Raw genomic sequence first — 23,991 nt, forward strand, 5'->3', positions numbered from 1 at the left:
TTTACGCCCCCAGCGTGGCGGTGACCTTGACCTGTTTCTGGTCGGGAATTTCAGCATAGGACAGCACGCGCAGCCGCGGCGCGCTGCGCGCCAGCAGCCGGGCGAGAAACTGCCGCAGCGGTGCGCTCACCAGCAGCACGCCAGTCGCGCCCTGCGCTTCCATACGCTGCATCAGATCGCGCGCCTTGTCCATCAGGCGCTGCGCCAGCCCGGGTTCGACCGCGGCTTGTTGCGGGTCGGCGCGCAGGCTTGAAAGCAGAATCTGTTCCAGCTGCCCGTCGAGCACCGCGGCGGAGAGTTCCTGCCCATTGGGCGACAAACTTTGCACGATGTAGGCGCCCAACGCCAGCCGCACGCGGGCGGTGAGCTCGTCGGTATCGCTCACCTGGCCCGCGTGTTCGGCCAGCACTTCGGCGATGGTGCGCATGTCGCGAATGGGCACGCCTTCGGTCAGCAGGTTCTGCAGCACCTTGCGCAGCCGGTCGGCGGAAATCAGCTTGGGCACCAGATCTTCCACCAGCTTGGGCGAGCGTTTGGACAGATGCGCCAGCAGCCCTTCGACTTCTTCGCGCCCGAGCAACTCGGCGGCATGGGTTTGCAGCAGGTGGTGCAGATGGGTGGCCAGCACCGTGCTGGGATCGACCACGGTATAGCCCAGCGCCTGCGCGCGGTCGCGCTGCTCTTTGTTGATCCACACCGCGGGCAGACCGAAGGCCGGGTCTTTGGTCGGCGTGCCCTGCAGATCGCCCATCACCTGCCCAGGGTTGATGGCCATGAGCAGATCGGGGAAGATTTCGCCGCTGCCCACATCCACCCCCTTGAGCGCGATGCGATAGCCGCCGGGCCGCAGTTCGAGGTTGTCGCGGATGTGCACCGAGGCGACGAGAAAGCCCATCTCCTGCGCGAATTTTTTTCGCACCCCGCGAATGCGCCCGAGCAACTCGCCGCCCTGGTTGCGGTCGACCAACGGAATGAGGCGGTAGCCCACGTCGAGCGAAAGCGTGTCGACCGGCTCGATCTGCTCCCAGCTCACTTCTTCCGGCTCGGCCGGCGCTGCGGCCGCAGGCGCGGCCTGCGCCTGTGCGGCGGCCTGCTTCTGCTTTTTGAGCTGCCACCACAACACGCCGCCCAGCACCGCCGCCGCACCGAGAAACGCCAGATGCGGCATGCCCGGCACCAGGCCCACCAACCCCAGAATGCCCGCGGTGATGGCGAGCACGCGCGGCTGGTTGAACAATTGGCTGACCAGCTGCCGCCCCACGTCCTGCCCGGTGGACACATTGCTGATGACAATACCCGCAGCCATGGAGATAACCAGCGCCGGAATCTGCGACACCAGCGCGTCGCCGATGGACAGCAGGGTGTAGTTCTGCGCCGCCTCGCCCAGACCCAGGCCGTGCATGAACACGCCGATGATCAGGCCGCCGATCAGGTTGATGAACAAAATGAGAATGGCCGCCACCGCATCGCCGCGGACGAACTTGCTCGCGCCGTCCATCGCGCCGTAGAAGTCGGCTTCCTGCGCCACGTCGGCGCGGCGCTTGCGCGCTTCTTCCTGATCGATCAGGCCAGCGTTGAGGTCGGCATCGATGGCCATTTGCTTGCCCGGCATGGCGTCGAGGGTGAAGCGCGCGCTCACTTCGGCGATGCGCCCGGCACCTTTGGTGATCACCACGAAGTTGATCACCACCAGAATGGCGAACACGATGATGCCCACCGCGTAGTTGCCGCCCACCACGAACTTGCCGAACGATTCGATCACCGCCCCGGCGGCGCCCTCGCCGTTTTGCCCGTGCAGCAGAATGACCCGCGACGCCGCGACGTTGAGCGAAAGCCGCAGCAGCGTGGTGAACAGCAGCGCGGTGGGAAACGCGGCGAAGTCCAGCGGCCGGGTGAGATAGAGCGTGACCAGCATGATGATCAGCGACAACACGATGTTGAAGGTGAACAGCATGTCGAGGACGAAGGTGGGCAGCGGCACCACCAGCATCATCAGGATGAGCACCACCAGAATCGGCGCGGCGAGCATGCGCCAGTCCATGCGCTTGAGCAGTGCGCGCCAGGCCGGCATGACGGTCGGGGAGGAAGAAGGGGAAGTGGCCATGGGGCTTACTCGTTTACGACAAATTCAGCGGGAATTTCCCAGTCGTCGGGCTCTACCGCCCTCTGCGGGGCGGCGCGCAACTGAAACACATAGGCCAGCAGCAGCGCCACGGCGTTGTACAGCGCCACCGGAATCTCCTGCTCCAGTTCGGCGTGGTGGTAGAGCGCGCGCGCCAGCGGCGGCGCTTCGATCACCGGCACGTTGTGCTCGGCGGCAATTTCGCGAATGCGCGCAGCCACTCGATCGGCCCCGAGAGCCAACACCACCGGGGCGCGGTTCTTGCCCTCTTTGTAGGCCAGCGCCACGGCATAGTGCGTCGGGTTGGTCACCACCACATCGGCCTTGGGCACGGCGGCCATCATGCGCTTGCGGGCGCGCTCGCGCTGCAACTCGCGCATCTTCTGTTTGATCTGCGGATTGCCCTCGCTTTCGCGCATTTCGTCCTGCAGGTCCTGGCGGCTCATCTTGAGTTTTTTGTTCATCTGGAACAACTGCCACGGCACATCGACGGCCGCCACCAGCAGCGTGCCCGAAGCCATCCACAGAAAAGCACGGGCGGTGATCTGGCCGAGCTGCATCTGCGCCAGTTGAGGCTCCACCTGCAGCAGGCCGAGCAGCTCGCCGCGCTCGTTCCAGATCACGATGCCAGCGATCACCGCAATCACAGTGGCCTTGAGCAGCGCCTTGCCCAACTCGCCCAGCCCGGTGATGGAAAACATGCGCCCGATACCCTTGACCGGGTCGAGACGGCTGAAGTCCGGCGCCAGCGCCTCGGTGCTGAACACCCAGCCCCCCATGGCCACTCCGCCTGCCGCACTGGCCACAAAGGTCAGTGCCAGCACCGGCGCCAGCACCATGAGCCCGAGCACCAGCACTCGGCCCGCGGCCTGCAACATGGCGGCGGGGTCTTGCGAAGCGCTGGCAGAAACCGTCAGCCCGGTCTGCAGCAGCTCGCGCCCCATGTCGTAGAACCATCCCCCTGCGATGTACACCACGGCTGCCATGCCGAGCAGCAGCAGACTGGAGGTGAGATCGCGCGAACGCGCCACCTGCCCTTTTTCGCGCGCCTGCTGCTTGCGCTTTTGCGAGGCGGGTAATTCCTTTTCCTGGGCGCTGTCTTCAGCCATGTCTTGCTCCCGCTGCGCTGCAGCAGGCCCCACCCTGTTGCAACACCTGTCCAGACAGGCTCAGACCCATATCCACCAGATGCTGCACCACGTTCTGCATCACCGGCATCACCAGATACAGCGCCAGAAAACCCATGATGAAAAACATCGGGAAGCCCACGGCGAACAGATTGAGCTGCGGCGCGAGTTTGGTCAGCACGCCCAGCCCGAGATTGGCGATGAGCAGCACCCCGATCACCGGCGCAGCCAGCGCCAGCCCCAGGCTGAAAATGGCGCTGCCGCCCTGCTGCGCCAGGGTGAACCAGGTCTGCGCGGCCAGCCCCAGATTGGGCGCGACCGGCAGCAGGGTGAAGCTGCGCGCAATCACCGCCAGCAAAATGAGGTGGCCGTTGACCGCCAGAAACAGCAGCATCGTGACCATATTGAGAAAGCTCGCCAGACTGGTGACCTGCACGCCCTGCACCGGGTCGAACAGGGTGGCAAATCCCATGCCCATCTGCAAGCCGATCACGCTACCGGCGAACATCACCGCACTGAGAATCAGGGTCATCGAGAGGCCGATGGCCCCGCCGACCAGCAATTGCTGCAACAACAACATCCACGCCGTAGCCGTGCCGAACTGCACCGGCGGCATGGCAGGCAAGGCCGGGGCGATTGCCACGGCGATGAGCACCGCCAGACCGACGCGCACCATCGTGGGCAGGCTGCCCATACTGAAGACCGGCGCCAGCGACAGCATGGCCAGCACCCGCACGAACGGCCAGAAAAACGCGCCGATCCACGTCTCGATCTGGGTGCTGGTGAAATGAATCATGGCGTGCGCGGCAACATCAACCGCCACTGATGAGATGCGGAATGCTCTGGAACAGGCGGATGGTGAAGTCCATCATCACATGCAACATCCACGGCCCGGCAATCACCCCGGCCAGCCCCATCGCCAGCACCTTGGGCACGAAGCTCAGGGTCATTTCGTTGAGCTGGGTGGCCGCCTGAATCAGGCTCACCACCAGGCCGACGACCAGCGCCACCCCCAGCAGCGGCAGCGCCACGAGAAAAGTCACCCACAGCGCCTGCTGAGCGATGGTGGTGATGGTTTCTGGAGTCATGTCGTCCTCGAAGTCAGTGAACGAAGCTCTGCATCAGCGAGCCGATCACCAGTTCCCACCCGCCCACCAGCACGAACAGCATGAGCTTGAGCGGAAACGACACGGTGACGGGTGAGAGCATCATCATGCCCATCGACATCAGCACCGCGGCCACCACCATGTCGATGATCAGAAAGGGGATGAAGATCACGAAGCCGATCTGGAAAGCGGTCTTCAGCTCGGAAGTCACGAAGGCCGGAACCAGCAGGCTCATGGGCGTGTCTGCGGGCTTGTCCAGCGCCTTGTGCCCCGAGAGCTTGACGAACAGCGCCAGGTCTTCCTGCCGGGTCTGCCCCAGCATGAAGGTGCGCAGCGGCGCGGCGCCCGTTTGCAGCGCCTGCTGCATGGTGATCTGGTTGTCCATCAGCGGCTTGATCGCCACATCGTTCACCTGATTGAGCACCGGGCTCATGACGAAGAAGGTGAGAAACAGCGACAGCCCGACGATGACCTGGCTGGGCGGCACCGTGGTCGTACCCAGCGCCTGCTTGAGCAGGGACAGCACGATGATGATGCGGGTGAACGCGGTCATCATCAGCAGCATGGCCGGCAGGAACACCAGCGCGGTCATGAACAGCAGGGTCTGCACGCTCAAGCTGTATTCGGTGCCGCCGCCCGCTGCCGGGCTGGAGGTGAACGCAGGCAACACCTGCGCACTCGCCCACAGCGGCACGAGCAGCAAGGCGGCCGCCAGACCGCGTGGCAGCCAGCGCGAGGGCCGCAGCAAGTGCGCGCGCATCATGGCTTGGCCTTTCCGCTCTGCTCAACCGCGCGCCGCAGCCAGTCGGGAAAGGTCGGCGGCAGTGCGGCACCCAAGCCCTGCCCCGCCGCTGGCGGCTGCAACTCAATGGGCGTGCTCAGCACATGCAGACAGGCCAGACCCTGAGCGCTCGAACCCAGCAGCAGTTGCTGCTCACCGACCTGAACCAGCAGCAGACGCTCGCGCGGCGCCAGGCTCAGGGTGGCCAGGACCCGCATCGGCCCGCTGGGCGTGCGCAGGCCAGTCTGAAAGCGTTTGAGCAACCAAAGCGCGGCAACCAACACCACGATGACGACGACCAGACCGCCGAACACGCGCAGCAGTTCGGTCCAACTCAGCGGATCGGGCAAGGCAGAGGGCGACATGGCAGCGACGATTTCCTGACGTTTGCACGTCCTGCCGTCGGTCGATTGACGCCAGAGCGGGAAAAACCCCGTCTGCTTCACCTCGACCCGTCATGCGGCAGGACTTCTGCCCCTGTCATTGCAATCCGCGGGCCAAGCCGCATGTCACGCAAAATGCCCCTGTTTCGTCAACCAAGGACTTTCATGCGACTGATCGGCAACATTCTCTGGTTCGTCCTCGGCGGCTTTGTCATGGGCCTGGCCTGGTGGTTCACCGCGCTGATCTGCGCCATCACCATCATCGGCATTCCCTGGGCGATTGCCGCGTTTCGCATCGGCGCTTTCAGCTTCTGGCCCTTCGGCCGCAAAGTGGCGGACAAACCGGCGGGCACGCTGGGCAGCGGCATCGGCGCCCTGGGCAATCTAATCTGGGCGATTCTGTTCGGCTGGTGGCTAGCGCTGGGGCACCTGGTTTCGGCCGTGCTGTGCGCCATCACCATCATCGGCATCCCCTTCGCCCTGCAGCACATCAAGCTGGCCGGGCTGGCGTTCTTCCCCTACGGCAAGGAGATCGTGCTGATTAACTGACAGGACTCGGGCCAAGGAGTCTGTCGGGCTTGAGGCGTATAGAGAGGAAAAAAGGATGAGCGAATAGCTTGTGGCGGTGGTCAACGCTTGAAGTAACCGCGCAAAGAGCGCGCAGCAGGTTTTTCCCCGGTGAACTGAATGGTTAGAGCGCTTTCTTGCCGTGAAGCAATTCGTGACAAAAAGAGCATACGGACATGAGATCTGATGGCAACTCTTGGCCAATCCGCTCATATGTAATGTGGTGGGCTTGGGTGGCTGGATAGTGCTCGCAACACTCACAGATACCGTTAGCTTTTCGTATTGCCGCATTGCGCTTCACGTACCAAAGTTTTGAGGACAGATACGCTTGATACTCAGCCTCCAAGGCGAGCTTGATGGCATAAAAAGTAGCGACGTAAGAAGCCTGCTTGCGTGCATACCACCTTGGCTCAAGCTCGTTGTCGAAGGATGGCGCCTCAAAGCCGTTTAGCTCGGTTATAGCCTCGCCCCTGGCTATTGCCTTCCCAGCGTTTCCGCAGCGTGTGCACTGACGATAAAAGGTTGGCCGACCGTCCTTAATAATGCGTAACCGGAGCTCACGTGCGGAATGCACACATGAATACTCCGTCTCGATCGCGGTATACGCCTCTCGCTTGATAGTGAATGCTGGCAACTAAACGCCTCCTACGCTCTTACGAATGGAGTTAAGCGGCGTCGAAGCCTTCTGCTTGTCACTCCACAAGTCCGTGCACTGGGGAAGATAAAACCCGTCCAACCCATTTCGGCAATTCCAAAGGCCCAAAATTCAGCCGCGTCCGATGCCGTAGTAACGCAGGCCCGTGCTGCGCACGAACTCCGGGTCCCAGATATTGCGGCCGTCGAACACCACGCGGTCGCGCAGGGTGGCGGCCAGAGAGGTGAAATCGGGCGAGCGGAAGGCATGCCATTCGGTGATGACCACTAGCGCATCCGCGCCGCTCAGCGTAGCGCGGGCGTCGGCGGCGAACTCTAGCGCGGGATGCTCGGGCAGCAGGCGCCGCGCCATTTCTACCGCCACCGGGTCCCAGGTCTGCACTCGCGCACCGGCCTTCAGCAGCGCGGTAATGAGGTCCAGACTGGGCGCGTCGCGCATATCGTCGGTGTTCGGCTTGAAGGCCAAGCCCCACAGGGCGATGGTCTTGCCAGCCAGCTTGCCCTGATAGTGGTCGCTGATTTTCTCGAACACCCGCAGCTTCTGCCGCTGGTTGACCGCCTCCACCGCCTCCACCAGTTCGGCGTGCAGCCCGAGTTCGCGCGCGGTGTGCGCCAGGGCCTTCACGTCTTTGGGAAAGCACGAGCCGCCATAGCCCGCGCCGGCGTAGAGAAAATGGCTGCCGATGCGGTGATCGACGCCGATGCCTTTGCGAATCTGCTCGATGTCCGCCCCCACCGCTTCGGCGATGCGGGCGAGTTCGTTCATGAACGAGATGCGCGTGGCCAGCATGGCGTTGGCGGCGTATTTGGTGAGTTCGGCGCTGGCGGCGTCCATCACCATGATTTTTTCGTGATTGCGGTTGAACGGCCGGTACAGCTCGCGCATGGTGGCGATGGCCTGCGGGTCGTCGCTGCCCAGCACGATGCGGTCGCCGCGGGTGAAGTCTTCAATGGCGGAACCTTCCTTGAGAAATTCCGGGTTGCTCACCACGCCCAGGCGATGGCTCACCCCGCGCGCCGCCAGACCAGCTTCGACCAGCGCGCGCACCTTGGGAATTGTGCCCACCGGCGCGGTGGACTTCTGCACCACCACCAGCGGTCCGGTCATGGCGCGGCCGATTTCCGTGGCGGCGCCTTCCACCTGAGACAGATCGGCCTGACCATTGGGCAGCGACGGCGTGCCCACCGCAATGAAGCACACCTGCGAACCCGGCAGCCCTTCGGCAATGCTCGGGCTCAAGGTCAGACGGCCCTGCTCGATGTTGCGCCGCACCAGATCGCTCAGACCCGGTTCGTAGAACGGCACTTCGGCCCGGTCGCGCAGCGCAGATAGGCGCTCGGCATCGCGCTCGATGCAGGTGACCTGATTGCCCACATCGGCAAAACACGCGGCGGTCACCAGACCCACATAACCCGCTCCTATGACTGTGACGCGCATAACCGGCTTTCTCGTAATTTCATGATGGAGTGCTATTTTGCAGGAAGTGTTTCGCCAGCGGCGTGACAGAACGGCGTGGCGCATTGCATCTGCATACCCGGCCAACTTGATGCGGATCAAGTGCCATGCTGCACTGCGACATTCAAATGGAATGATCTATCAAGGAGAAGCGATATGAGCCCACCCCGAAAACCAGCGCTTCGCTCGGCTCTCCCCTCAAAGGGCCAGGAACTATTAGGGCGGCCCGGCGAGTTTCCTGAGAGCCAGATCCCAGCTCCAAGCCGCAAACCGCGCAAATTGCGCACTACCGCCCCGGCAACTGCCCAAGCAGTCTTGCCAGCGAAACAAGCCGTGAACAAGGCCGCCGAATCGCCGCCCGTGGCCCCCGCTAATGCTGTAGCCGACGTTCCGGCTGGCGCGCTGGGCGCAGTCGCCGCGCCCAGCATCCCTCTGCCTCCCGCCGACGCGCAAGCGCTCACCCAGCCCGACCACGAGCAAGCCATGCGCGAACTGATCGACCGGGCGCTGCACGCTCTCACGGCCAAGGCCACGCTCGGTCTGTCGCCCGCCGCGCTCGGCCTGGCCTTTGCCGACTGGGCCATGCACATGGCAGCCTCGCCCGGCAAGCAGGCCAGTCTCGCCGCACAGGCGCTGGAGATGCAGGGGCGATGGCTGCGCTACGCCGCAGAATTGGGCACGCACGCCCTGCGCGCCGACCGCACCCCCTGCTCCGACTGCGTCGCCCCCACCCCCAACGACCGGCGCTTCAGTGCGGCGCAGTGGCAGCAGTTTCCGTTCAACCTGCTGGCCCAGCGCTTTTTGCTGCGCGAACAACTCGTCGATGCCACCGCCCACGGCGTGCGTGGCGTGTCGCCGCATCACGAGCAGGTGGTGGCCTTCATGGCACGGCAGTGGATGGACATGCTCTCGCCCAGCAACTTTTTCTGGACCAACCCCGAAGTGCTGGAGCGCACCCTGAGCAGCGGCGGCGCCAATTTGGCGCAAGGCCTGCGCAACTGGCTCGACGATGCCCAGCGCCTACTCGACAAACGCCCGCCCGCCGGGGTGGAGCAGTTTCGCCCCGGCCACGAGCTGGCGGCGACCCCGGGCAAAGTAGTGCTGCGCAACCGCCTGATGGAACTCATCCAGTACAGCCCGACCACGCCCACGGTGCAGGCCGAGCCGGTGCTCATCGTGCCGGCGTGGATCATGAAGTACTACATCCTCGACCTCTCGCCGCACAACTCGCTGGTGAAGTTTCTGGTCGATCAGGGCCACACGGTGTTCATGCTGTCGTGGAAAAACCCGGGCGCGGACGAACGCGATCTGGGTATGGATGACTATTTGCACCTCGGCCCCTTTGCCGCGCTCGATGCGGTGACTTCCATCCTGCCCGGCCGCAAGGTGCATGCCGCAGGCTACTGCCTGGGCGGCACCCTGCTGTCCATCGCAGCCGCAGCGCTGGCGCGGCGCGGTGATGAACGTCTGGCCAGTGTCAGCCTGTTCGCGGCGCAGACCGACTTCACCGAAGCCGGCGAACTCACCCTGTTTACCGATGAGAGCCAGATCAGCTTTCTCGAAGACCTGATGTGGTCGCAGGGCTATCTCGACACCACCCAGATGGCCGGCACCTTCCAGATGCTGCGCTCATCCGACCTGATCTGGTCGCGCCTGATGCGCGATTACCTCATGGGCGAGCGCACGCCGATGAACGACCTCATGGCCTGGAATGCCGACGCCACCCGCATGCCCTATCGCATGCACAGCGAATACCTGCGCAAGCTCTACTTGCGCAACGCCCTGGCCGAAGGGCACTACGCCGTCGATGGCCGCCCGGTCGCGGTGGAAAACGTGACCGCGCCCTGGTTCGTCGTCGGCACCGAGACCGACCATGTCGCACCGTGGAAATCGGTCTACAAGATTCATCTGCTGGCCGACTCCGAAGTGACCTTTGTGCTCACCAGCGGCGGGCACAACGCGGGCATCGTGAGCGAGCCCGGCCATCCACGCCGCCACTATCGCTGGGCGCTGCACCCCGGCGGTCGCCCTTACATCGACCCGGCGCATTGGGTGCAAATAGCGCAGGCCGAAGAAGGCTCCTGGTGGCCGCGCTGGGAGCAATGGCTGGTGGCGAAAGGCAGCGCGCAGCAAATCGCGCCGCCCGCCTGCGGCAGTGTGGACTATCCCCCGCTGGCCGAAGCGCCCGGCGAGTATGTGCTGCAGCGCTGAACTCACTCTACGAGACTCTTCTCATGACCGACACGATCTGCAACCGCACCTTCGACGAAATCTCCCTGGGCGACTCCGCCACCCTGCAGCGCACCCTCACCCGGGCCGACATTTCCACCTTTGCCGTGATGTCGGGCGATGCCAACCCCTCGCATGTCGACGAGGAGTTTGCCCGCAGCACGCCGTTTCACCAGGTGGTGGCGCACGGCATGTGGAGCGGCATGCTGCTGTCCAACCTGCTCGGCACCGAACTGCCGGGGCCGGGCACGGTGTACGTCGATCAATCGCTGTCGTTCGACCACCCGGTGATGCTGGGCGACACCGTGACCGCCTCGGTGACCGCACGCGAAAAATTGACCGAGCGCCACCAGATCCGCTTCGACTGCAAAGTGGTCAACCAGCGCGGCGAAACCATCGCCTCCGGGAAGGCGCTGGTGCAGGCACCTACACAAAAAATCTGCCGCCCGCGTACCCATCTGCCGCAACTGCATCTGGTCGATCCGGGCCAGCGCCTGCTCGCGCTGGTGAGCAAAGCACGCGAGGGCTGCAAGGGCCTCAAACCCATGCGCGTGGCCGTGGTGCATCCGGTGAACGCAGTCTCCATCCAGGGCGCGATCGACGCCGCCCAGGCCGGGTTGATCGAACCCGTGTGGATCGGCCCGGAAGCCCGCATCCGCGCTGCGGCAGAGGCCGCGGGCATCGACCTCTCGCCCTGGCAACTCATGTCCACCGAGCACAGCCACGCCGCCGCCGCGCTGGCGGTCGAACTGGCACGCAACGGCAAGGTCGGCGCACTGATGAAAGGCGCGCTGCACACCGACGAATTGATGCACGCAGCCTTCGACGCCCAGACCGGCCTGCGCACCGGCCGCCGCGCCAGCCATGTGTTCGTCATCGACGCCCCGGCGGCCGACCGGCTGCTGTTCATCACCGACGCAGCGATCAACATCGCCCCGGATCTCGACACCAAGCGCGACATCGCGCAAAACGCCATCGAACTGGCGCAGGCGCTGGGCGTCGAAACGCCACGCATGGCCATTCTCGCCGCGGTGGAGACCGTCAATGCCAATATGGCCGCCACGCTGCACGCCGCCGCGCTGTGCAAAATGGCCGACCGCGGGCAGATCACCGGCGCCATTCTCGACGGGCCGCTGGCCTTCGACAACGCGCTGTCGCTGGCCGCCGCCAAGACCAAAGGCATCAACTCGCCGGTAGCAGGTCTGGCCGACATTCTGCTCACGCCCGATCTGGAGTCGGGCAATATGCTGGCCAAGCAGCTCGAATACCTCGGCGGCGCGACCATCGCCGGGCTGGTCATCGGCACCCGCGTGCCCATCATCCTCACCAGCCGGGCCGATGGCGTGGAAGCCCGGCTCGCCTCCTGCGCCTTGGCCGTGCTGCAACGCCAGGCCCTGCTCAGGGCCGCGGGCCAGATGGGCACGACCGACGCCGCGACCCACGCGTAAAGAGAACCCGTCATGCCCTCGCCCACCCTGCTCTGCCTCAACACCGGCTCAGCCAGCTTGAAATTCGCTCTGTTCAAACTCGACGACTGCCACGGGCCGCACCTGCCAGCAGCCGCCCAACTCAGCGGCGAGATCGATAGCCACGACGGCCAGGCCACCCTGCGCTGGACCGACGCGCAAGGCCAGACCCACCGCGCCGCTTCAAGCGATCCGCGCGGCGACATTGCCGCCGAGGTGGACACCCTGCTCGACACCCTCATCACTCCGGCGCTTTGTGGCCCCGGCAGCGACTCCAGCTGTGGCCCCATCGCTGCCGTGGCCCACCGCATCGTGCACGGCGGCACCACCTTCACATCGGCCCAGCGCATCACACCATCCGTGCGCGCCGCCCTCGACGACCTGCGCAGCCTCGCCCCGCTGCATCAAGGGCCGGGGCTCGCCGGGGTGGACGCCGCCACCGCCCGCCTGCCCGATGTGCCGCAGATCGCCTGCTTCGACACCGCGTTTCACGCCACCCAGACCGATCTCGCCCGCCGTTACGCCATCCCGCGCGACTGGCACGACAAAGGCTTCAAGCGCTACGGATTTCATGGCCTGTCTTACGACGCCATCGCCCACCAACTGCCGCCGCTGCTGGGCGAGCGCGCGCAAGGCGCCGTCATCGTGGCGCATCTGGGAGGCGGCTCCAGCCTGTGCGGTCTGCGGGGTCTGCGCAGCGTGAGCACGACCATGGGGTTCACCGCACTCGACGGCCTGGTCATGTCCACCCGTTGCGGCACCATCGACCCCGGCCTGGTGCTGCACTGGATCACCGAAGAGCACCTCGACCCGCAGAGAATCACCGCCATGCTCTACCACGACAGCGGACTCAAAGGCGTTTCCGGCCTGAGCGGCGACATGCGCACCCTCGAAGCCAGCCCCGATGCGCGCGCGCAAGAAGCCATCGCCCTGTTCACCGCCAGCGTGGCCCATCACATCGGCGCACTCGCCGCAGACATCGGCGGCCTCGACGCCCTGGTTTTCACGGGCGGCATCGGTACCCACAGCGCCCGAGTGCGGCAAGAAGTGTGCAACGCCCTGTCCTGGCTGGGCCTGCGCCTCGACCCTTTGTCCAACGCGGCAGGTCAGATCTGCATCACCCACGGCGACAGCCCCATCCCTGCCTTCGCCCTGCCCACCGACGAAGAAGGCGTCATGGCCCTGCAAACCGCAGCACTGCTGGCGTAAGCCAAAAAGCACAAAGCCCAACCGAAGGGGTTGGGCTTTGTATTTGATGCTGTGGGGTGGCTGATGGGACTCGAACCCACGACGACAGGAATCACAATCCTGCAAATATGCCATTCCGCAACATTCCCGCGTGTTGCCGTTTCCAGTATAAACAAGCACTTAGGCGACGCACGGAGCATAAGTGCGTTTCCCTTTATTCCCGAATATGCCTAGAATTCCCCTACATGGCCCCTACACGGGCCGCCTTGAAGGGCCAGGACATGAGCAAGCGCGAGAATTTCACAGCGGGACGGGTGGCAGAGTTCACATGCCAGGCGGCCAAACAACAAGCCATCTTCTGGGACGCCAAGCAACCCGGCTTAGGGCTTCGCGTGACAGCGAAAAACGCCCGCGCCTACGTTTTCGAGGCGTGGTGCCAGGGCCGCACGGTGCGGGTGACGATAGGCAACCCGGCGGCATGGACGCTCGACGCAGCGCGCAAAGAGGCTGCAAGGCTCAAGGTGCTGGTGGACAGCGGCATCAACCCTGCCGAACAGCGCCGGGAGCAGGACGCCGCCAAAGCCGCAGCGCGTGTGCAGGCCGAGACTGTGCAGCAGCGCCAAGCCCTGACGGTGGGCGAAGTGTGGAGCGACTACCTGGAGGAACGCCGCCCGCACTGGAGCGCCCTGCACTACCGCGACAACATCGACAAAGCCCGCCTGGGTGGCGAGTTATCGCAGGCCAGAGGCCAGAAGGGCCGCAAAACGCAGCCCGGCCCGCTGGCCGAGTTCATGCCCCTGCCGCTGGCGCAGCTTGACGCCGCCACAATCGAGGCATGGGCAGCCCGTGAAGGCCAGAAGCGCCCGGCATCGGCCCGGCTGGCGTGGCGACTGTTGAGCGTGTTTCTGACGTGGTGCGCTGAACAGCCGCGTTATGCAGGAATCGTGCAGACGCCGAACCCGGCCAAGACGCGCCGCACCCGCGAAGCCCTGGGCAAGCCCGGCACGAAATCAGACGTACTCACGCGCGAGCAATTGCCCGCCTGGTTCGCCCATGTGCGCCAGATTCAAAACCCGGCCATCGCCGCCGCGCTGCAAATCATGCTGCTGACGGGTGCGAGGCCTGGTGAAGTGTTGACGCTGCAATGGGAGGACATCAATGCGCAGTGGCGCAGCATCACTATTCGGGACAAGGTGGAGGGTGAGCGCATGATTCCGCTCACGCCCTATGTGGCGCAGTTACTCGCTGGCCTGCCGCGCCGCAATGAATGGGTGTTTTCCAGCGCCAGCAGCGCCAGCGGGCAACTATCCAAGCCGAACACGCCGCACGCCCGCGCCTGCAAAGCCGCAGGCTTGGACGATTTGACGCTGCACGGCCTGCGCCGCAGTTTCTCGACGCTCACGGAATGGCTGGAGATTCCCGCCGGTGTGGTGGCGCAAATCATGGGACACAAGCCCAGCGCCACAGCCGAGCGCCATTACAAGGTGCGCCCGCTGGATTTGCTGCGCGTTCACCATGAACGCATCGAGGCGTGGATTCTGGAGCAAGCCGGTATCGAGTTTCAGGCCGCGCAAACCCTGCCGACGCTGCGCCGGGTGCAGTGATTCCCTTTTATTGATAGCTGACACGCTACACGCTACAATCCGCCCATGATTCGCACGTTTCGCCATGCCGGGCTTGAAGCCTTTTTCCAAACTGGAAGCAAGGCGGGCATTCAGCCGCACCACGAAAAGAAGTTGCGCATCTTGCTGACGGCGCTGGACAACGCCAAAAGCCCGCGCGACATGAACGCGCCAGCATGGCGACTGCACCCGCTCACGGGAGATATGGCCGAGCATTGGTCAGTGTGGGTGAATGGCAATTGGCGCATCACGTTTCGATTCAACGGCGAAGATGCGGAGCTTGTGGACTATCAGGATTATCACTAGGAGAACGATATGAGCATGATGCACAACCCAGCGCACCCCGGCGAGGTGCTGCGCGAATGGTTGCCCGAAGGCATGACGGTAACGCAGGCCGCCGACGAACTGCACATTGCCCGCGTGACGCTTTCCAAGGTGCTCAACGGGCAAGCGGGCATTTCCGCCGTCATGGCCCGCCGCCTTGCCGCATGGCTTGGCACTTCGCCCGATATGTGGGTGAACATGCAGGCTGCCTATGACTTGTGGCAAGCCCGCAAGGTGCGCCTACCGAACATCAAGCCCATGCAGCGGGCCGCGTGAGAGTTTCGCGCCAGGCTACCCCGACGGGGGAAAAAGCGGGAACCTTCACCCGCCTGCCTGGTGCCCATGAATGAAGGCCAGCGCGTGAAGGAGCGCAGACATGACGAAGCAAAACAAACCCGACGAACAAGGCGACGCACTGACCGCCGCTGATGAACTGGCCGAGATTGCGGGCCAGGGAAATTGCGGCATGCCGCCTGCAATGTGGGCCTATTACTTCGGCATGGAGCATGTGGAGCGCAACACAGGGCCGGACTATCCAGTGCTCACGCCATCCCAGCAAAGCACATTGCGCACGGTTGCGGAGGGGCAAATCATGCGCACATTCGATGCGCAAGCCGATACTTTGCCGCTGAGCGAAGCGCCCCTCGGGCTGCGATGGCCGAAGGGCCAGCCCTTACCGCCGAAGTGGCGCGAAGGGCTATACATGACGAAGGTCGAGCTTCGCGCCTGGGCCAAGGAACACGCGCAGGAATTGCTGGGCAGCGCCTTATTGGCCGAGCCTGCGCCGGAATCAGCGCCAGCGGTAGAGGCTGCAACGATTGCAGAGCAGGGAACCGACAAAACAATGCCAGATTGGAGGGACGAAGCGCGCCGCATCGTTACTGAGATTCACAATCGACATTTGAAGATTGGCATGGAGGGCACTTTGTCGAAGTATGCCGAAACGGTAGCTAACGCACTGCGGAATGAGGGCATTCGCGGCCCGAATGGTTGGCTATCTGCTGGCACCGTAAAGCGCGAGGCACTGACGGGGAAACAGTGGTGGCAAATCAGGCCGAGAAGTCTGCCGCCAGAGGACACGGGAAGCGTGGGGAACGTGGGGAACGTGGGAAGCATCGACGCGGGATAGTCCCCACGATTGCCGCGAGTGCCCGCAAAGCCAGAAAGCATGCGGGTTAGCGGGGTTTTTCGTTGATTTGTGGATGGGGCTTGATGGGGAATTTCCCCACGTCTGAAGTGGAGGCTATCGCAACCACTTTGGAACAGCCAAAAATGCACAGCCCCGCATACATCCCAAACCTTGAAAACATGCCGCCTAGCGCGGTGCTTATGACCCGCGACGCCGCCGCCGCGTTAGGGAAATCCGGCCAGACATTGCGCAAGCTGTATTGCCAGCAGGGGCACGCCTATGGAATCAAGCCGCTGAAAATCGGGGGGCGCCTTGCGTGGCGTGCTGCCGACCTGTTGAAGCTGCTGCGAGGGGGAATGTGAATGGAACGCACCCCCAAAAATGAGAAACCCGCCGGGCAGGGCGGGCAGTCCGAGGCAGCACAGCAAGAGCTTTTCGAACAGCCGCCATTCTCGCCCGTTTGGCCGAACAACGCAACGAAGGCAGGCCAGCTACTCGCCGCGTTACTCGAAGGCGCGACCCTGAACCATCCCGAGTTTGGAAGCATCGCCCGGACATGGCGACTCGCCGCCTATGCGCACACGCTCAAGCGCAAGGGCTGGCATGTCCGCACGCTGACAGAGGACGGCCAGCCGTGGACTGGCAAAGCCTGCGGCATTGCCCGGTACAGCCTGGACTCTGCGGACATCGCCGCCGTGAAGGGAGCGCGCACATGATGAACGGACACGATACCGAACGCGCCCGCGCCGCCCTTCAAGCCATCCCGCCGGATTTGCCCCGCGAAGAATGGACGCGGGCAGGCATGGCCGCCAAAGCCGCAGGGCTGGCGCTGGAGGACTTCACCGACTGGAGCGCGAACGGTGGCAACTATGCCGGGCCGAAGGACTGCGCCAGCGTGTGGCAGAGCTTCAAGGGTGACGGCATCGGGCCGGGCACGCTGTTTCACCTTGCCTTTTCGCATGGGTGGAAAGACACACGCAAACAGCGCCAGCCCAGCCAAGTGACGCAGCGCAAACCCAGCCAAAACTGCCCACAGCGGGCACAGCCTGACGCCGCAGCCATCTGGGAGCAATGCGACACCGCAAGCCCGCAGCATGACTACATCACGGCCAAGCGCGGCAACGCCGAAGGATTGCGCCAGGTGCCCGCCGGTTCATCCCTGCGCATCGCCGGGCATGACGTTTCGGGCTGGCTTGTGGTGCCGTGCCGCACGCTGGCCGGTGAACTGCAAACCCTGCAATTCATCCCGCCGCCTGGTGCTGGCAAAAAGCTGAACCTTGCCGGTGCGAGCTTTGGCGACGGCCTGCACATCGTGGGCGAGCTTGCCGACGCTGCATGCTGCTATGTGGTGGAGGGCATCGGCCAAGCCTGGGCATGTTGGCAAGCAACCGGGCAACCCGCCGCCGTGTGCTTTGGTGCGGGCCGCATGGGTGCCGTGGTGAAAGCCATCAAGGCGCAAGCCGTGCCGCTGGTGCTGGTGCCCGATGTGGGCAAGGAGGCGCAGGCCGAGGCCATCGCCCGCGAACACGGGTGCCAGGTGGTGCGCATGCCTGCCGACAAGCCCGCGAACTATGACGCGAACGACTATGCCGCAGAGTTTGGAGCCGATGCGCTGGAGGTGCTGCTATCGACGCCAGCCGAACCCGAACGCAGGTACAAGCTGCGCACTGCTGCCGAACTGGCCGCACTGCCGCCGCTGGTCTGGCTGGTGCGTGGTGTGTTGCCTGCCGAGGGACTGGCCGCGCTGTTTGGCGCATCGGGCAGCGGCAAGACGTTTCTTGCCTTGGACGCCGCCGCCGCGATTGCCGAGGGCCGCCGCTGGTTTACCTATCGCGTGAGGCCCGCGCCCGTGGTGTATGTGGGCCTGGAAGGTGAGGCCGGGCTATCGCAGCGCGTTCAGGCATGGGAGAAACACCACGGCAGGCCAGCGCCCGAAGGCTTGCGCTTTGTGGTGTCGCAGCCGTTCGATTTGCTCCAGCCGGATGATGTGGCAGAGCTTGCCGAGGCGTGCCGTGGTGCTGGTCTGGTGGTGCTCGACACGCTGAACCGCGCTGCGCCGGGTGTGGACGAAAACAGCAGCCAGGACATGGGCCGCATCATCGAGGCCGCCGCCGATTTGCAGCGCCGCATAGGTGGCCTGGTGCTGCTGATTCACCATGCTGGCAAAGACTCCACCAAAGGCATGCGGGGGCATTCCAGCCTACACGCCGCCCTTGATGCTGCCATCGAGGTGCGCCGGGATGGTGACGCCAGGGAGTGGCGCATTGCCAAGAGCAAAGACGGTGCCGACGCTGAGAGCATCCCGTTTCGGCTGGAGGTGGTGACGCTGGGCATTGAACCGGACGGCACGCCGGTTTCATCGTGCGCCGTGGTGGCAGACACCACACGGGCCGAGGTGCGCAAGGCACTGCCGCCGAAGTCCGGGAATCAACGCATCGTGTGGGACGCCTTGCCGGATGTGCTGAAAAAGGCCAGCCGCGAAGGCATGCCCGAATGTGTGCCAGCGGGAACGCCCTGCATCGGTGTGGAGGCCGCCATTGATGCGCTGCGGGGCCGCCTGCCGTGCGAAGCGAAGCGCCAGACAGAACGCGCACAGCAGGCCCTTACCGGACTCGCCGGACGGGGTTTGCTCCACATCGAAGGGGGGTGGTTATGGCTTGCCTGAACTTTCCCGCGATTCCCGAAATATCCCGAAAACGGGAACACCGGAACCCCGCGAGCTTTTCCCGCGATTCCCGCAGCAGCTATATAGCTGCGGGAAAACGGGAAGCGGGAACCGGGCCGGGTGTGTGGTTGCAAAACCTTTCCCTGGAGCAAAGCCAAAACCTGGAGCCAAAGCCATGAACGCCGCCCGAACCTTCGCCCTGCTGGTGCTCTGCCTGCTGGCGCTGCCGCCTGCAACGATTGCAGCCCTTGCCCTGTATGTCCTGACCCGTGCCACTGGAGGCCGACCATGATTGACGCATTGATAGGTGGCACGCTACACGCCGCCGCCGAACAGAAAACCGGCCAAGCTGGAAAGCCGTTTGTGGTGTGCAAGGTGCGCACCCCGATGCAGAGCGGTGAAGCCTTGTTTGTGAACGTGATTTGCTTCGACGCCACGGCATGCGCTGCGCTGCTGGCGCTGAACGCAGGGGAGCCGGTACACCTTGCCGGAATGCTCACGCCGAAAGTGTGGACGCCGCCACAAGGCGAGCCGCGCCCGGTGCTCGATATGCAGGCCCATGCGGTGCTGACGACCTACGCCGTGCAGCGCAAGCGCAAAGCCAGCGAAGCCCCTGCAAAGGCCCATACCGTGGGTCTAGACGATGGCATCGTCGATTGGCGGAATCCGCCAATCGCCCTCCCTGCAAAGGCCCATACCGTGGGTCTAGACGATGGGGAGCCGTGGCATGCCTGAATTGCTGACCGTGAAACAGATTGCCCAGCGCACGGGAATTTCACCGCGCATGCTGCACTACGCCGCACGGGTTCAGCGGTTTGGAGTTCCCGCGCTGAATGCCGCAGTGGAGGCCGGGACATTCCCGCTGCATCGCGCTGCAACGATTGCAGCCTTGCCGCATGACGCGCAACCCGGTGCGCTGGCCGCCGCCTTGCGTGGTGAGCGCCAGCCCAAACGCCCCACAAAGGCCGAGCGACTGGCCGCCGAGGTGAAGCTATGGCAAACCCGCTGCGGGCTGCTGGCGCTCGATTTGGAGCGACTGACAGGGCGTGACGCTGTGGCGATTATGGACGGTGCCATTGCCCGTTATCCGGGAGGTGACGCATGAGCGCATCACAGCGAAACAAAGGCGCATCAGGCGAGCGCGAGCTGTTCGCCGCCTTGTCTGAACTGCTGGGCTACACGGTGCGCCGGAACATCGGCCAAGCCCGCGCCGGTGGTGCTGACGGCCTGGACGTGCCCGGCTGGGCCATCGAGTGCAAGCGGTGCGAGGCGCTGGCGATTGCGGCATGGTGGCAGCAGGCATGCAGACAGGCCGAGGCGATGAACCGCAAGCCGGTGCTGTTCTATCGCCAGAGCCGCCGCCCGTGGCTTGCCGTGGTGGACGCCGCCGACCTTGCCCCGGCCATCTTCGCGCCAGGCCGTGAACTGGCAACCCTTCGACTTGAGGCCGCCGCGCAGTTGATGCGGGCCAGCATTGAACCATCCCCCCACTGAAAGGAAGCATCATGCAAGACATCAAGCCATCCCCCGCAGAACTCGCCAAAGCCGTGCAGGCGCGACACCTTGAGCGCGTGCGAGGCATCGCCGCGCAATTCAGTGCCCCGAATCTGACGGAATCGCAGATTGCCGCCCGCGATGCAGCACTGCGCGCCAGCACAGACCAAGCGGCACGCGAACTGCGGTTTTTGCGCTGACGCCATGAGCAAGAACTCACATCAGAGCGGCATGGGAAGCGGTGCGCATCGTTACCCGCCGCAACGCGCCAGCCCTGGGACTGCGCACCTGCAATACGAGATTTGGAAGCGCGAAAACGATGCGTGGTGGGCGCGCTGGTGGGCAGAACGCCGCGAAGCCGAGCGCATCGAGGCATTGCATCAGCAAATCCGCGACGCTGGCCTAGAGCCTGAAAGCGCGGAGGGGGTGCGCCTGCAACGCAAGATTGAGCGCAGCGGTTTGAATCTTTGCCTTGCACGGAACCGACACGGCGGGTTATGCCGGTGCCTGGGAGACGGCAACGGCGGGCGGTGCAAGTTCCACGGGGGACGCAGCACGGGCGCGAAAACACCCGAAGGCCGGGCGCGGTCGCTGGCGAACCTGAAGCGCGGGCGTTGAATATCGCAACAAGTACGCAGGCGCGGGGTGGACTGCGAGAGACACCCCCCATAAAACTAGAGATTCCCGGCCTATGGGGTTCGGGTGGCGTGCTATCAAAAGCGAACATTCCCGGCCTATGGGCTTCGGTGGACTGATTACGAAAACATGCGATTCCCGCACCTTTCGCAGGGCTGGCCGATGCGATGGACGCGGGCGACGTGTCTACGGCCCGCACGTCAACCGAGCGCAAGGCATGGGCGACGCCGTTTCAAAACCAACCCCATAAGCGGATTCTCAAAACAAACCCCATAAGCGGGCTTGTCCATGCGCCGGGCTTGTCGTTTCTGGAGCAGGCAACATGCCCGGCCATTCCCGCCAAAACCCTACACAGCCCCTACATGAACGCCGGGCAACAAAAAGCCCAGCGGGTGAGTCTGGGCTAAGTGCTTGATTTATTTGGGGTGGCTGATGGGACTCGAACCCACGACGACAGGAATCACAATCCTGGACTCTACCAACTGAGCTACAGCCACCACAGAAAAACGAACATTCTATACGAAAGTCTTGGTCTTTTCGAAGACCTGCAGTCACGGCAATCAGCCGGCGGCTGCGGGTTCAGCCTTGGGTTTGTAGAGAATTTCCACCCCGAAACGCTTCTTTAAGGCTTCGATGTAAGCGTTCATCACGCCCTGGGTGAGCGCCTGTTGCTCGGCGTTGGCGGCTGCGCTGATCAGTTGTGCGGGCGCCTGGCCCTCGATCACCTTGTCGAGCTGCAGCACGGCATAGCCTTGCGCGCCGAGATCAACACCGGCGGTGGCGGGCAACTTGCTGGCGCTCAGCCCGAATGCCTTTGAAACGATGAGCGGCGAAACACCAGGGGTTGGTTGGGTCAGGTTGATCGTCTGGGGCGCGCCAAAAGTGAGGGTGGCGGGCGACTTCAGCGCCTGCTCGCCCGCTTTGCGAGCGAGTTCGGCCGCTTTCTGATCGACCAACATCTGCCGCGCCTGGGTCTGCACTTGCGCCAAAGGCAGGGTCTGCGCCGGGCTGAACGACAGCACGCGAGCAGAAGCCCAGACGTTGGGAGCAATCTGGATGGCCTGCAGATTGTGTTTGTTGCGCAAGCTGGATTCGGCAAACAACGCGTCGAGGAACGCTTTGCTCGACAGCGGACTGACCGCATCTGGCGCTGCGGGCTGCGGCGTGCGGGTAACGTTGCTGGCGGATTGCACCTTCAGATGCAGCTTGTCTTCGACGGCCTGAAAGCTGTCCGGATGCTCGAACACCGCATTGGTGAAGGCTTCCACGTCGGCCGACATCTGTTTCTGCGCGGCCTCTTGCTGCAACTGTTTTTCAATACTGGCCTTGACGGCATCGAAGGGCTGCTGTGCGCCCGGCTTGATGCCGGTGAGCTCGATAATGTGATAGCCGAACTGGGTCTTGATCGGCCCGACGATTTCGCCGATTTTCTGCATGCCAAATACCGCATCGGCAAAAGGTTTGACCATCGCATCAGCGGTGAAATAGCCCAGATCACCACCCTTCTCGGCAGAGCCCGGGTCTTGCGAATCCTTGCGCGCCAGCGCGGCAAATTCAGCGGGGTTGGCCTTCACCTGCTTGGCGATAGCCTCGGCGCGCGCCTTGGCTTGTTCTTGTTGCGCCGCTGTGGCATCGGTAGGAACTGCGATCAGAATGTGGCTGGCGCGGCGCTCGGCCGGTGTCGAAAATTTGGACAGATTGGCGTCGTAAAAAGCCTTGGCCTGCTCGGCGGTGACTTTGATGCCCGCGGCCACTTCAGCGGCGCTCAGAACCACATACTGAATGTCGGCTGACTCGGGTTTCTGGAAACGGGCGGTGTTGTTCTTGTAGAAGGTCTCGACCTCTTGCGGGGTCACTTGCACCTGTGCCGTGTAGTCTGCCGGCTTGAACAGGGCCAGACGCACTTCGCGCTGTTGCGCAGCCGCTTTGGCGGCGGCTGTGGCCAGAGCCTGGCTGTCGATCACCGATCCGGCCAAGCCACCGAGCACCTGTTGCAGGATGAGCTGCTCGCGCACCTGCGCTTCGAATTGCGAGGTATTCATACCCTGTGCGGCGATCAGGCTGCGATAGGCCTGCACATCGAAACTGCCATCGGGCTTGCGCAACGCGGCGATCTGCGGAATCTGCAGAATGGCCTGTTGCACCTGGGCGTCGGTCACTTCGAGATGTTCGCGCCGGGCTTCGAGTTGCAGCAAGGTCTGGCGAATCATGCCATCGAGCGTGCGCAGCTTCTGCTCGGGCGTGTCGAGCTGCTTGCTGTCCACCGCACTGCCGAGCATGCTTTGCAGGCGTGCGATCTCGTCGCGGTTGGCAGCGTCGAGCTGCTGCATGCTGATGGTCTGACCGCCCACCTTCGCCGCCGCATCAGCGCTCCCCTCAAAGCTGGAGTAGCCCTGAATTCCAAACAGCACGAAAGACGGAAAGATCAACACGAACAGCACGATTTGCATCAGCTTGCTGTGTTTGCGTATGGATTCGAGCATGGTGGCGCGGGCTTGGAGAGGGGTGCAATGCGGGAACCTGCCCACATTGTTTGCGGTCGTTCAAGGCCGCCGGAAAGTGCGACGAGACAACCGCGAGAATCAGAATGAAGTCGGACGATGCAACAACCGATGGTGGGTGCTGAGGGGTTCGAACCCCCGACCTACGCCTTGTAAGGGCGCCGCTCTACCAACTGAGCTAAGCACCCGGTTATCGCCTGGAGTGGCAGCAGCAGCGTTGAGATCGCGCCGCGCTGCTGCCGGAACAAATTACTTGATGGCGTCTTTGAGACCCTTGCCCGGACGGAACTTCGGAATCTTGGCGGCCTTGATCTTGATGGCGGCGCCGGTACGCGGATTGCGGCCGGTGCGCGCAGCGCGCTTGGTCACGGCGAAGGTGCCGAAGCCGATCAGCGACACGCTGTCGCCCTTTTTCAAGGTGCGGCGCACGGCATCGATCAGCGCGTCAAGCGCACGGCCTGCTTGAGCCTTGTTGAGATCGGCGTTGTTGGCCATGTGTTCAATCAGTTCTGCCTTGTTCACTTGTGTCCCTCTTCAGTCT

General features: G+C 63.8%; 25 protein-coding genes and 2 tRNA genes. 16 read left to right on the top strand and 11 right to left on the bottom strand.

Annotation, left to right across the window (positions count from 1 at the left end):
- Position 1: 1 nt before the first annotated feature.
- From flhA to fliO, 6 genes are read right to left on the bottom strand one after another with little or no spacing between them, the layout of a single operon-like run.
- A complete protein-coding gene (gene flhA / locus BIO17B3_RS02290; protein ID WP_197737895.1) occupies positions 2–2,104 on the bottom strand; it encodes a flagellar biosynthesis protein FlhA in 2,103 nt (700 codons plus the stop codon).
- Between the two features lie 5 nt (positions 2,105–2,109).
- Entirely contained in the window at positions 2,110–3,231 is a 1,122-nt protein-coding gene (gene flhB / locus BIO17B3_RS02295; RefSeq protein ID WP_156052855.1) for a flagellar biosynthesis protein FlhB, read from the bottom strand.
- On the bottom strand, positions 3,224–4,045 hold the full coding sequence (gene fliR, locus BIO17B3_RS02300) for a flagellar biosynthetic protein FliR (RefSeq protein WP_156052856.1): 822 nt from the start codon (positions 4,043–4,045) through the stop codon (positions 3,224–3,226). The genes flhB and fliR overlap by 8 nt, the downstream gene beginning before the upstream one ends.
- Positions 4,046–4,061: 16 nt before the next feature.
- Entirely contained in the window at positions 4,062–4,337 is a 276-nt protein-coding gene (gene fliQ, locus BIO17B3_RS02305) for a flagellar biosynthesis protein FliQ (RefSeq protein WP_156052857.1), read from the bottom strand.
- Between the two features lie 13 nt (positions 4,338–4,350).
- Complete coding sequence (fliP, locus tag BIO17B3_RS02310; RefSeq protein ID WP_232054161.1) at positions 4,351–5,118, bottom strand: flagellar type III secretion system pore protein FliP; 768 nt, start codon at positions 5,116–5,118, stop codon at positions 4,351–4,353.
- The gene (gene fliO / locus BIO17B3_RS02315; protein ID WP_156052858.1) at positions 5,115–5,501 is read right to left on the bottom strand and encodes a flagellar biosynthetic protein FliO; all 387 of its coding nucleotides are present in this window, start codon (positions 5,499–5,501) and stop codon (positions 5,115–5,117) included. Before fliO ends, fliP begins: the two co-directional genes overlap by 4 nt.
- 183 nt (positions 5,502–5,684) lie before the next feature.
- Here fliO and BIO17B3_RS02320 point away from each other — a divergent pair, with 183 nt between their 5' ends.
- The gene (locus tag BIO17B3_RS02320) at positions 5,685–6,068 is read left to right on the top strand and encodes a YccF domain-containing protein (RefSeq protein WP_156052859.1); all 384 of its coding nucleotides are present in this window, start codon (positions 5,685–5,687) and stop codon (positions 6,066–6,068) included.
- 784 nt (positions 6,069–6,852) lie between these two features.
- On the opposite strand, the gene BIO17B3_RS02325 is transcribed toward BIO17B3_RS02320, so the two are convergent.
- Complete coding sequence (locus BIO17B3_RS02325) at positions 6,853–8,178, bottom strand: UDP-glucose/GDP-mannose dehydrogenase family protein (protein WP_156052860.1); 1,326 nt, start codon at positions 8,176–8,178, stop codon at positions 6,853–6,855.
- Between the two features lie 501 nt (positions 8,179–8,679).
- Here BIO17B3_RS02325 and BIO17B3_RS02330 point away from each other — a divergent pair.
- From BIO17B3_RS02330 to BIO17B3_RS02400, 15 genes are all read left to right on the top strand, one after another.
- Positions 8,680–10,407 carry an alpha/beta hydrolase gene (locus tag BIO17B3_RS02330; protein ID WP_156055210.1) on the top strand — a complete coding sequence of 576 codons (1,728 nt, stop codon included), beginning with the start codon at positions 8,680–8,682 and terminating at the stop codon, positions 10,405–10,407.
- Between the two features lie 23 nt (positions 10,408–10,430).
- Positions 10,431–11,873 (top strand): bifunctional enoyl-CoA hydratase/phosphate acetyltransferase, encoded by a 1,443-nt coding sequence (locus BIO17B3_RS02335; RefSeq protein ID WP_156052861.1) that lies wholly within the window; start codon positions 10,431–10,433, stop codon positions 11,871–11,873.
- A gap of 12 nt (positions 11,874–11,885) precedes the next feature.
- Positions 11,886–13,100, top strand: coding sequence for an acetate/propionate family kinase (locus BIO17B3_RS02340; RefSeq protein ID WP_156052862.1), 1,215 nt, complete (start codon positions 11,886–11,888; stop codon positions 13,098–13,100).
- A gap of 224 nt (positions 13,101–13,324) precedes the next feature.
- Positions 13,325–14,683, top strand: a complete 1,359-nt coding sequence (locus BIO17B3_RS02345; protein WP_370512631.1) for a tyrosine-type recombinase/integrase — start codon at positions 13,325–13,327, stop codon at positions 14,681–14,683.
- Positions 14,684–14,728: 45 nt separating this feature from the next.
- Positions 14,729–15,007, top strand: coding sequence for a type II toxin-antitoxin system RelE/ParE family toxin (locus BIO17B3_RS02350; protein WP_156052863.1), 279 nt, complete (start codon positions 14,729–14,731; stop codon positions 15,005–15,007).
- Positions 15,008–15,016: 9 nt separating this feature from the next.
- Positions 15,017–15,301: a HigA family addiction module antitoxin gene (locus BIO17B3_RS02355; RefSeq protein WP_156052864.1), complete on the top strand. Its 285-nt coding sequence runs from the start codon at positions 15,017–15,019 to the stop codon at positions 15,299–15,301.
- A gap of 100 nt (positions 15,302–15,401) precedes the next feature.
- Positions 15,402–16,154 carry a hypothetical protein gene (locus tag BIO17B3_RS02360; RefSeq protein ID WP_156052865.1) on the top strand — a complete coding sequence of 251 codons (753 nt, stop codon included), beginning with the start codon at positions 15,402–15,404 and terminating at the stop codon, positions 16,152–16,154.
- Positions 16,155–16,354: 200 nt separating this feature from the next.
- Entirely contained in the window at positions 16,355–16,516 is a 162-nt protein-coding gene (locus BIO17B3_RS02365) for a helix-turn-helix domain-containing protein (protein WP_232054162.1), read from the top strand.
- On the top strand, positions 16,517–16,870 hold the full coding sequence (locus tag BIO17B3_RS02370) for a hypothetical protein (RefSeq protein ID WP_156052866.1): 354 nt from the start codon (positions 16,517–16,519) through the stop codon (positions 16,868–16,870).
- Positions 16,867–18,819: an AAA family ATPase gene (locus BIO17B3_RS02375; protein ID WP_156052867.1), complete on the top strand. Its 1,953-nt coding sequence runs from the start codon at positions 16,867–16,869 to the stop codon at positions 18,817–18,819. The genes BIO17B3_RS02370 and BIO17B3_RS02375 overlap by 4 nt, the downstream gene beginning before the upstream one ends.
- Positions 18,820–19,107: 288 nt before the next feature.
- Positions 19,108–19,554, top strand: a complete 447-nt coding sequence (locus BIO17B3_RS02380; RefSeq protein ID WP_232054163.1) for a single-stranded DNA-binding protein — start codon at positions 19,108–19,110, stop codon at positions 19,552–19,554.
- Positions 19,547–19,924, top strand: coding sequence for a hypothetical protein (locus BIO17B3_RS02385; RefSeq protein WP_156052868.1), 378 nt, complete (start codon positions 19,547–19,549; stop codon positions 19,922–19,924). Before BIO17B3_RS02380 ends, BIO17B3_RS02385 begins: the two co-directional genes overlap by 8 nt.
- Entirely contained in the window at positions 19,921–20,313 is a 393-nt protein-coding gene (locus tag BIO17B3_RS02390; protein WP_156052869.1) for a hypothetical protein, read from the top strand. Before BIO17B3_RS02385 ends, BIO17B3_RS02390 begins: the two co-directional genes overlap by 4 nt.
- An 11-nt stretch (positions 20,314–20,324) precedes the next feature.
- The gene (locus tag BIO17B3_RS02395) at positions 20,325–20,513 is read left to right on the top strand and encodes a hypothetical protein (RefSeq protein ID WP_156052870.1); all 189 of its coding nucleotides are present in this window, start codon (positions 20,325–20,327) and stop codon (positions 20,511–20,513) included.
- Between the two features lie 4 nt (positions 20,514–20,517).
- Positions 20,518–20,931 carry an HGGxSTG domain-containing protein gene (locus tag BIO17B3_RS02400; protein ID WP_156052871.1) on the top strand — a complete coding sequence of 138 codons (414 nt, stop codon included), beginning with the start codon at positions 20,518–20,520 and terminating at the stop codon, positions 20,929–20,931.
- Positions 20,932–21,370: 439 nt separating this feature from the next.
- Here BIO17B3_RS02400 and BIO17B3_RS02405 read toward each other — a convergent pair.
- From BIO17B3_RS02405 to BIO17B3_RS02420, 4 genes are all read right to left on the bottom strand, one after another.
- Positions 21,371–21,446: transfer RNA gene (locus tag BIO17B3_RS02405), tRNA-His, on the bottom strand.
- A 63-nt stretch (positions 21,447–21,509) separates the two neighbouring features.
- Positions 21,510–23,432 carry a SurA N-terminal domain-containing protein gene (locus BIO17B3_RS02410; RefSeq protein WP_156052873.1) on the bottom strand — a complete coding sequence of 641 codons (1,923 nt, stop codon included), beginning with the start codon at positions 23,430–23,432 and terminating at the stop codon, positions 21,510–21,512.
- A gap of 130 nt (positions 23,433–23,562) precedes the next feature.
- A tRNA-Val gene (locus BIO17B3_RS02415) sits at positions 23,563–23,638 on the bottom strand.
- A gap of 61 nt (positions 23,639–23,699) precedes the next feature.
- Positions 23,700–23,972, bottom strand: a complete 273-nt coding sequence (locus BIO17B3_RS02420) for an HU family DNA-binding protein (protein ID WP_013105445.1) — start codon at positions 23,970–23,972, stop codon at positions 23,700–23,702.
- Positions 23,973–23,991 lie beyond the last annotated feature (19 nt).

The sequence above is a fragment of the Thiomonas sp. OC7 genome (assembly GCF_900634595.1).
In the GTDB taxonomy this organism is placed as follows: Bacteria; Pseudomonadota; Gammaproteobacteria; order Burkholderiales; family Burkholderiaceae_C; genus Thiomonas; species Thiomonas arsenitoxydans.

Coding starts and splice junctions, on each gene's coding strand:
- BIO17B3_RS02365 (WP_232054162.1), top strand. CDS start 16,355: ATGACCCGCGACGCCGCCGCCGCGTTAGGGAAATCCGGCCAGACATTG.
- BIO17B3_RS02390 (WP_156052869.1), top strand. CDS start 19,921: ATGAGCGCATCACAGCGAAACAAAGGCGCATCAGGCGAGCGCGAGCTG.
- BIO17B3_RS02375 (WP_156052867.1), top strand. CDS start 16,867: ATGATGAACGGACACGATACCGAACGCGCCCGCGCCGCCCTTCAAGCC.
- flhA (WP_197737895.1), bottom strand. CDS start 2,104: ATGGCCACTTCCCCTTCTTCCTCCCCGACCGTCATGCCGGCCTGGCGC.
- BIO17B3_RS02355 (WP_156052864.1), top strand. CDS start 15,017: ATGAGCATGATGCACAACCCAGCGCACCCCGGCGAGGTGCTGCGCGAA.
- fliR (WP_156052856.1), bottom strand. CDS start 4,045: ATGATTCATTTCACCAGCACCCAGATCGAGACGTGGATCGGCGCGTTT.
- BIO17B3_RS02380 (WP_232054163.1), top strand. CDS start 19,108: ATGATTGACGCATTGATAGGTGGCACGCTACACGCCGCCGCCGAACAG.
- BIO17B3_RS02360 (WP_156052865.1), top strand. CDS start 15,402: ATGACGAAGCAAAACAAACCCGACGAACAAGGCGACGCACTGACCGCC.
- BIO17B3_RS02335 (WP_156052861.1), top strand. CDS start 10,431: ATGACCGACACGATCTGCAACCGCACCTTCGACGAAATCTCCCTGGGC.
- BIO17B3_RS02345 (WP_370512631.1), top strand. CDS start 13,325: ATGGCCCCTACACGGGCCGCCTTGAAGGGCCAGGACATGAGCAAGCGC.
- BIO17B3_RS02350 (WP_156052863.1), top strand. CDS start 14,729: ATGATTCGCACGTTTCGCCATGCCGGGCTTGAAGCCTTTTTCCAAACT.
- BIO17B3_RS02370 (WP_156052866.1), top strand. CDS start 16,517: ATGGAACGCACCCCCAAAAATGAGAAACCCGCCGGGCAGGGCGGGCAG.
- BIO17B3_RS02410 (WP_156052873.1), bottom strand. CDS start 23,432: ATGCTCGAATCCATACGCAAACACAGCAAGCTGATGCAAATCGTGCTG.
- BIO17B3_RS02320 (WP_156052859.1), top strand. CDS start 5,685: ATGCGACTGATCGGCAACATTCTCTGGTTCGTCCTCGGCGGCTTTGTC.
- BIO17B3_RS02325 (WP_156052860.1), bottom strand. CDS start 8,178: ATGCGCGTCACAGTCATAGGAGCGGGTTATGTGGGTCTGGTGACCGCC.
- fliQ (WP_156052857.1), bottom strand. CDS start 4,337: ATGACTCCAGAAACCATCACCACCATCGCTCAGCAGGCGCTGTGGGTG.
- BIO17B3_RS02400 (WP_156052871.1), top strand. CDS start 20,518: ATGAGCAAGAACTCACATCAGAGCGGCATGGGAAGCGGTGCGCATCGT.
- fliP (WP_232054161.1), bottom strand. CDS start 5,118: ATGATGCGCGCGCACTTGCTGCGGCCCTCGCGCTGGCTGCCACGCGGT.
- BIO17B3_RS02330 (WP_156055210.1), top strand. CDS start 8,680: ATGCGCGAACTGATCGACCGGGCGCTGCACGCTCTCACGGCCAAGGCC.
- BIO17B3_RS02340 (WP_156052862.1), top strand. CDS start 11,886: ATGCCCTCGCCCACCCTGCTCTGCCTCAACACCGGCTCAGCCAGCTTG.
- flhB (WP_156052855.1), bottom strand. CDS start 3,231: ATGGCTGAAGACAGCGCCCAGGAAAAGGAATTACCCGCCTCGCAAAAG.
- BIO17B3_RS02395 (WP_156052870.1), top strand. CDS start 20,325: ATGCAAGACATCAAGCCATCCCCCGCAGAACTCGCCAAAGCCGTGCAG.
- fliO (WP_156052858.1), bottom strand. CDS start 5,501: ATGTCGCCCTCTGCCTTGCCCGATCCGCTGAGTTGGACCGAACTGCTG.
- BIO17B3_RS02385 (WP_156052868.1), top strand. CDS start 19,547: ATGCCTGAATTGCTGACCGTGAAACAGATTGCCCAGCGCACGGGAATT.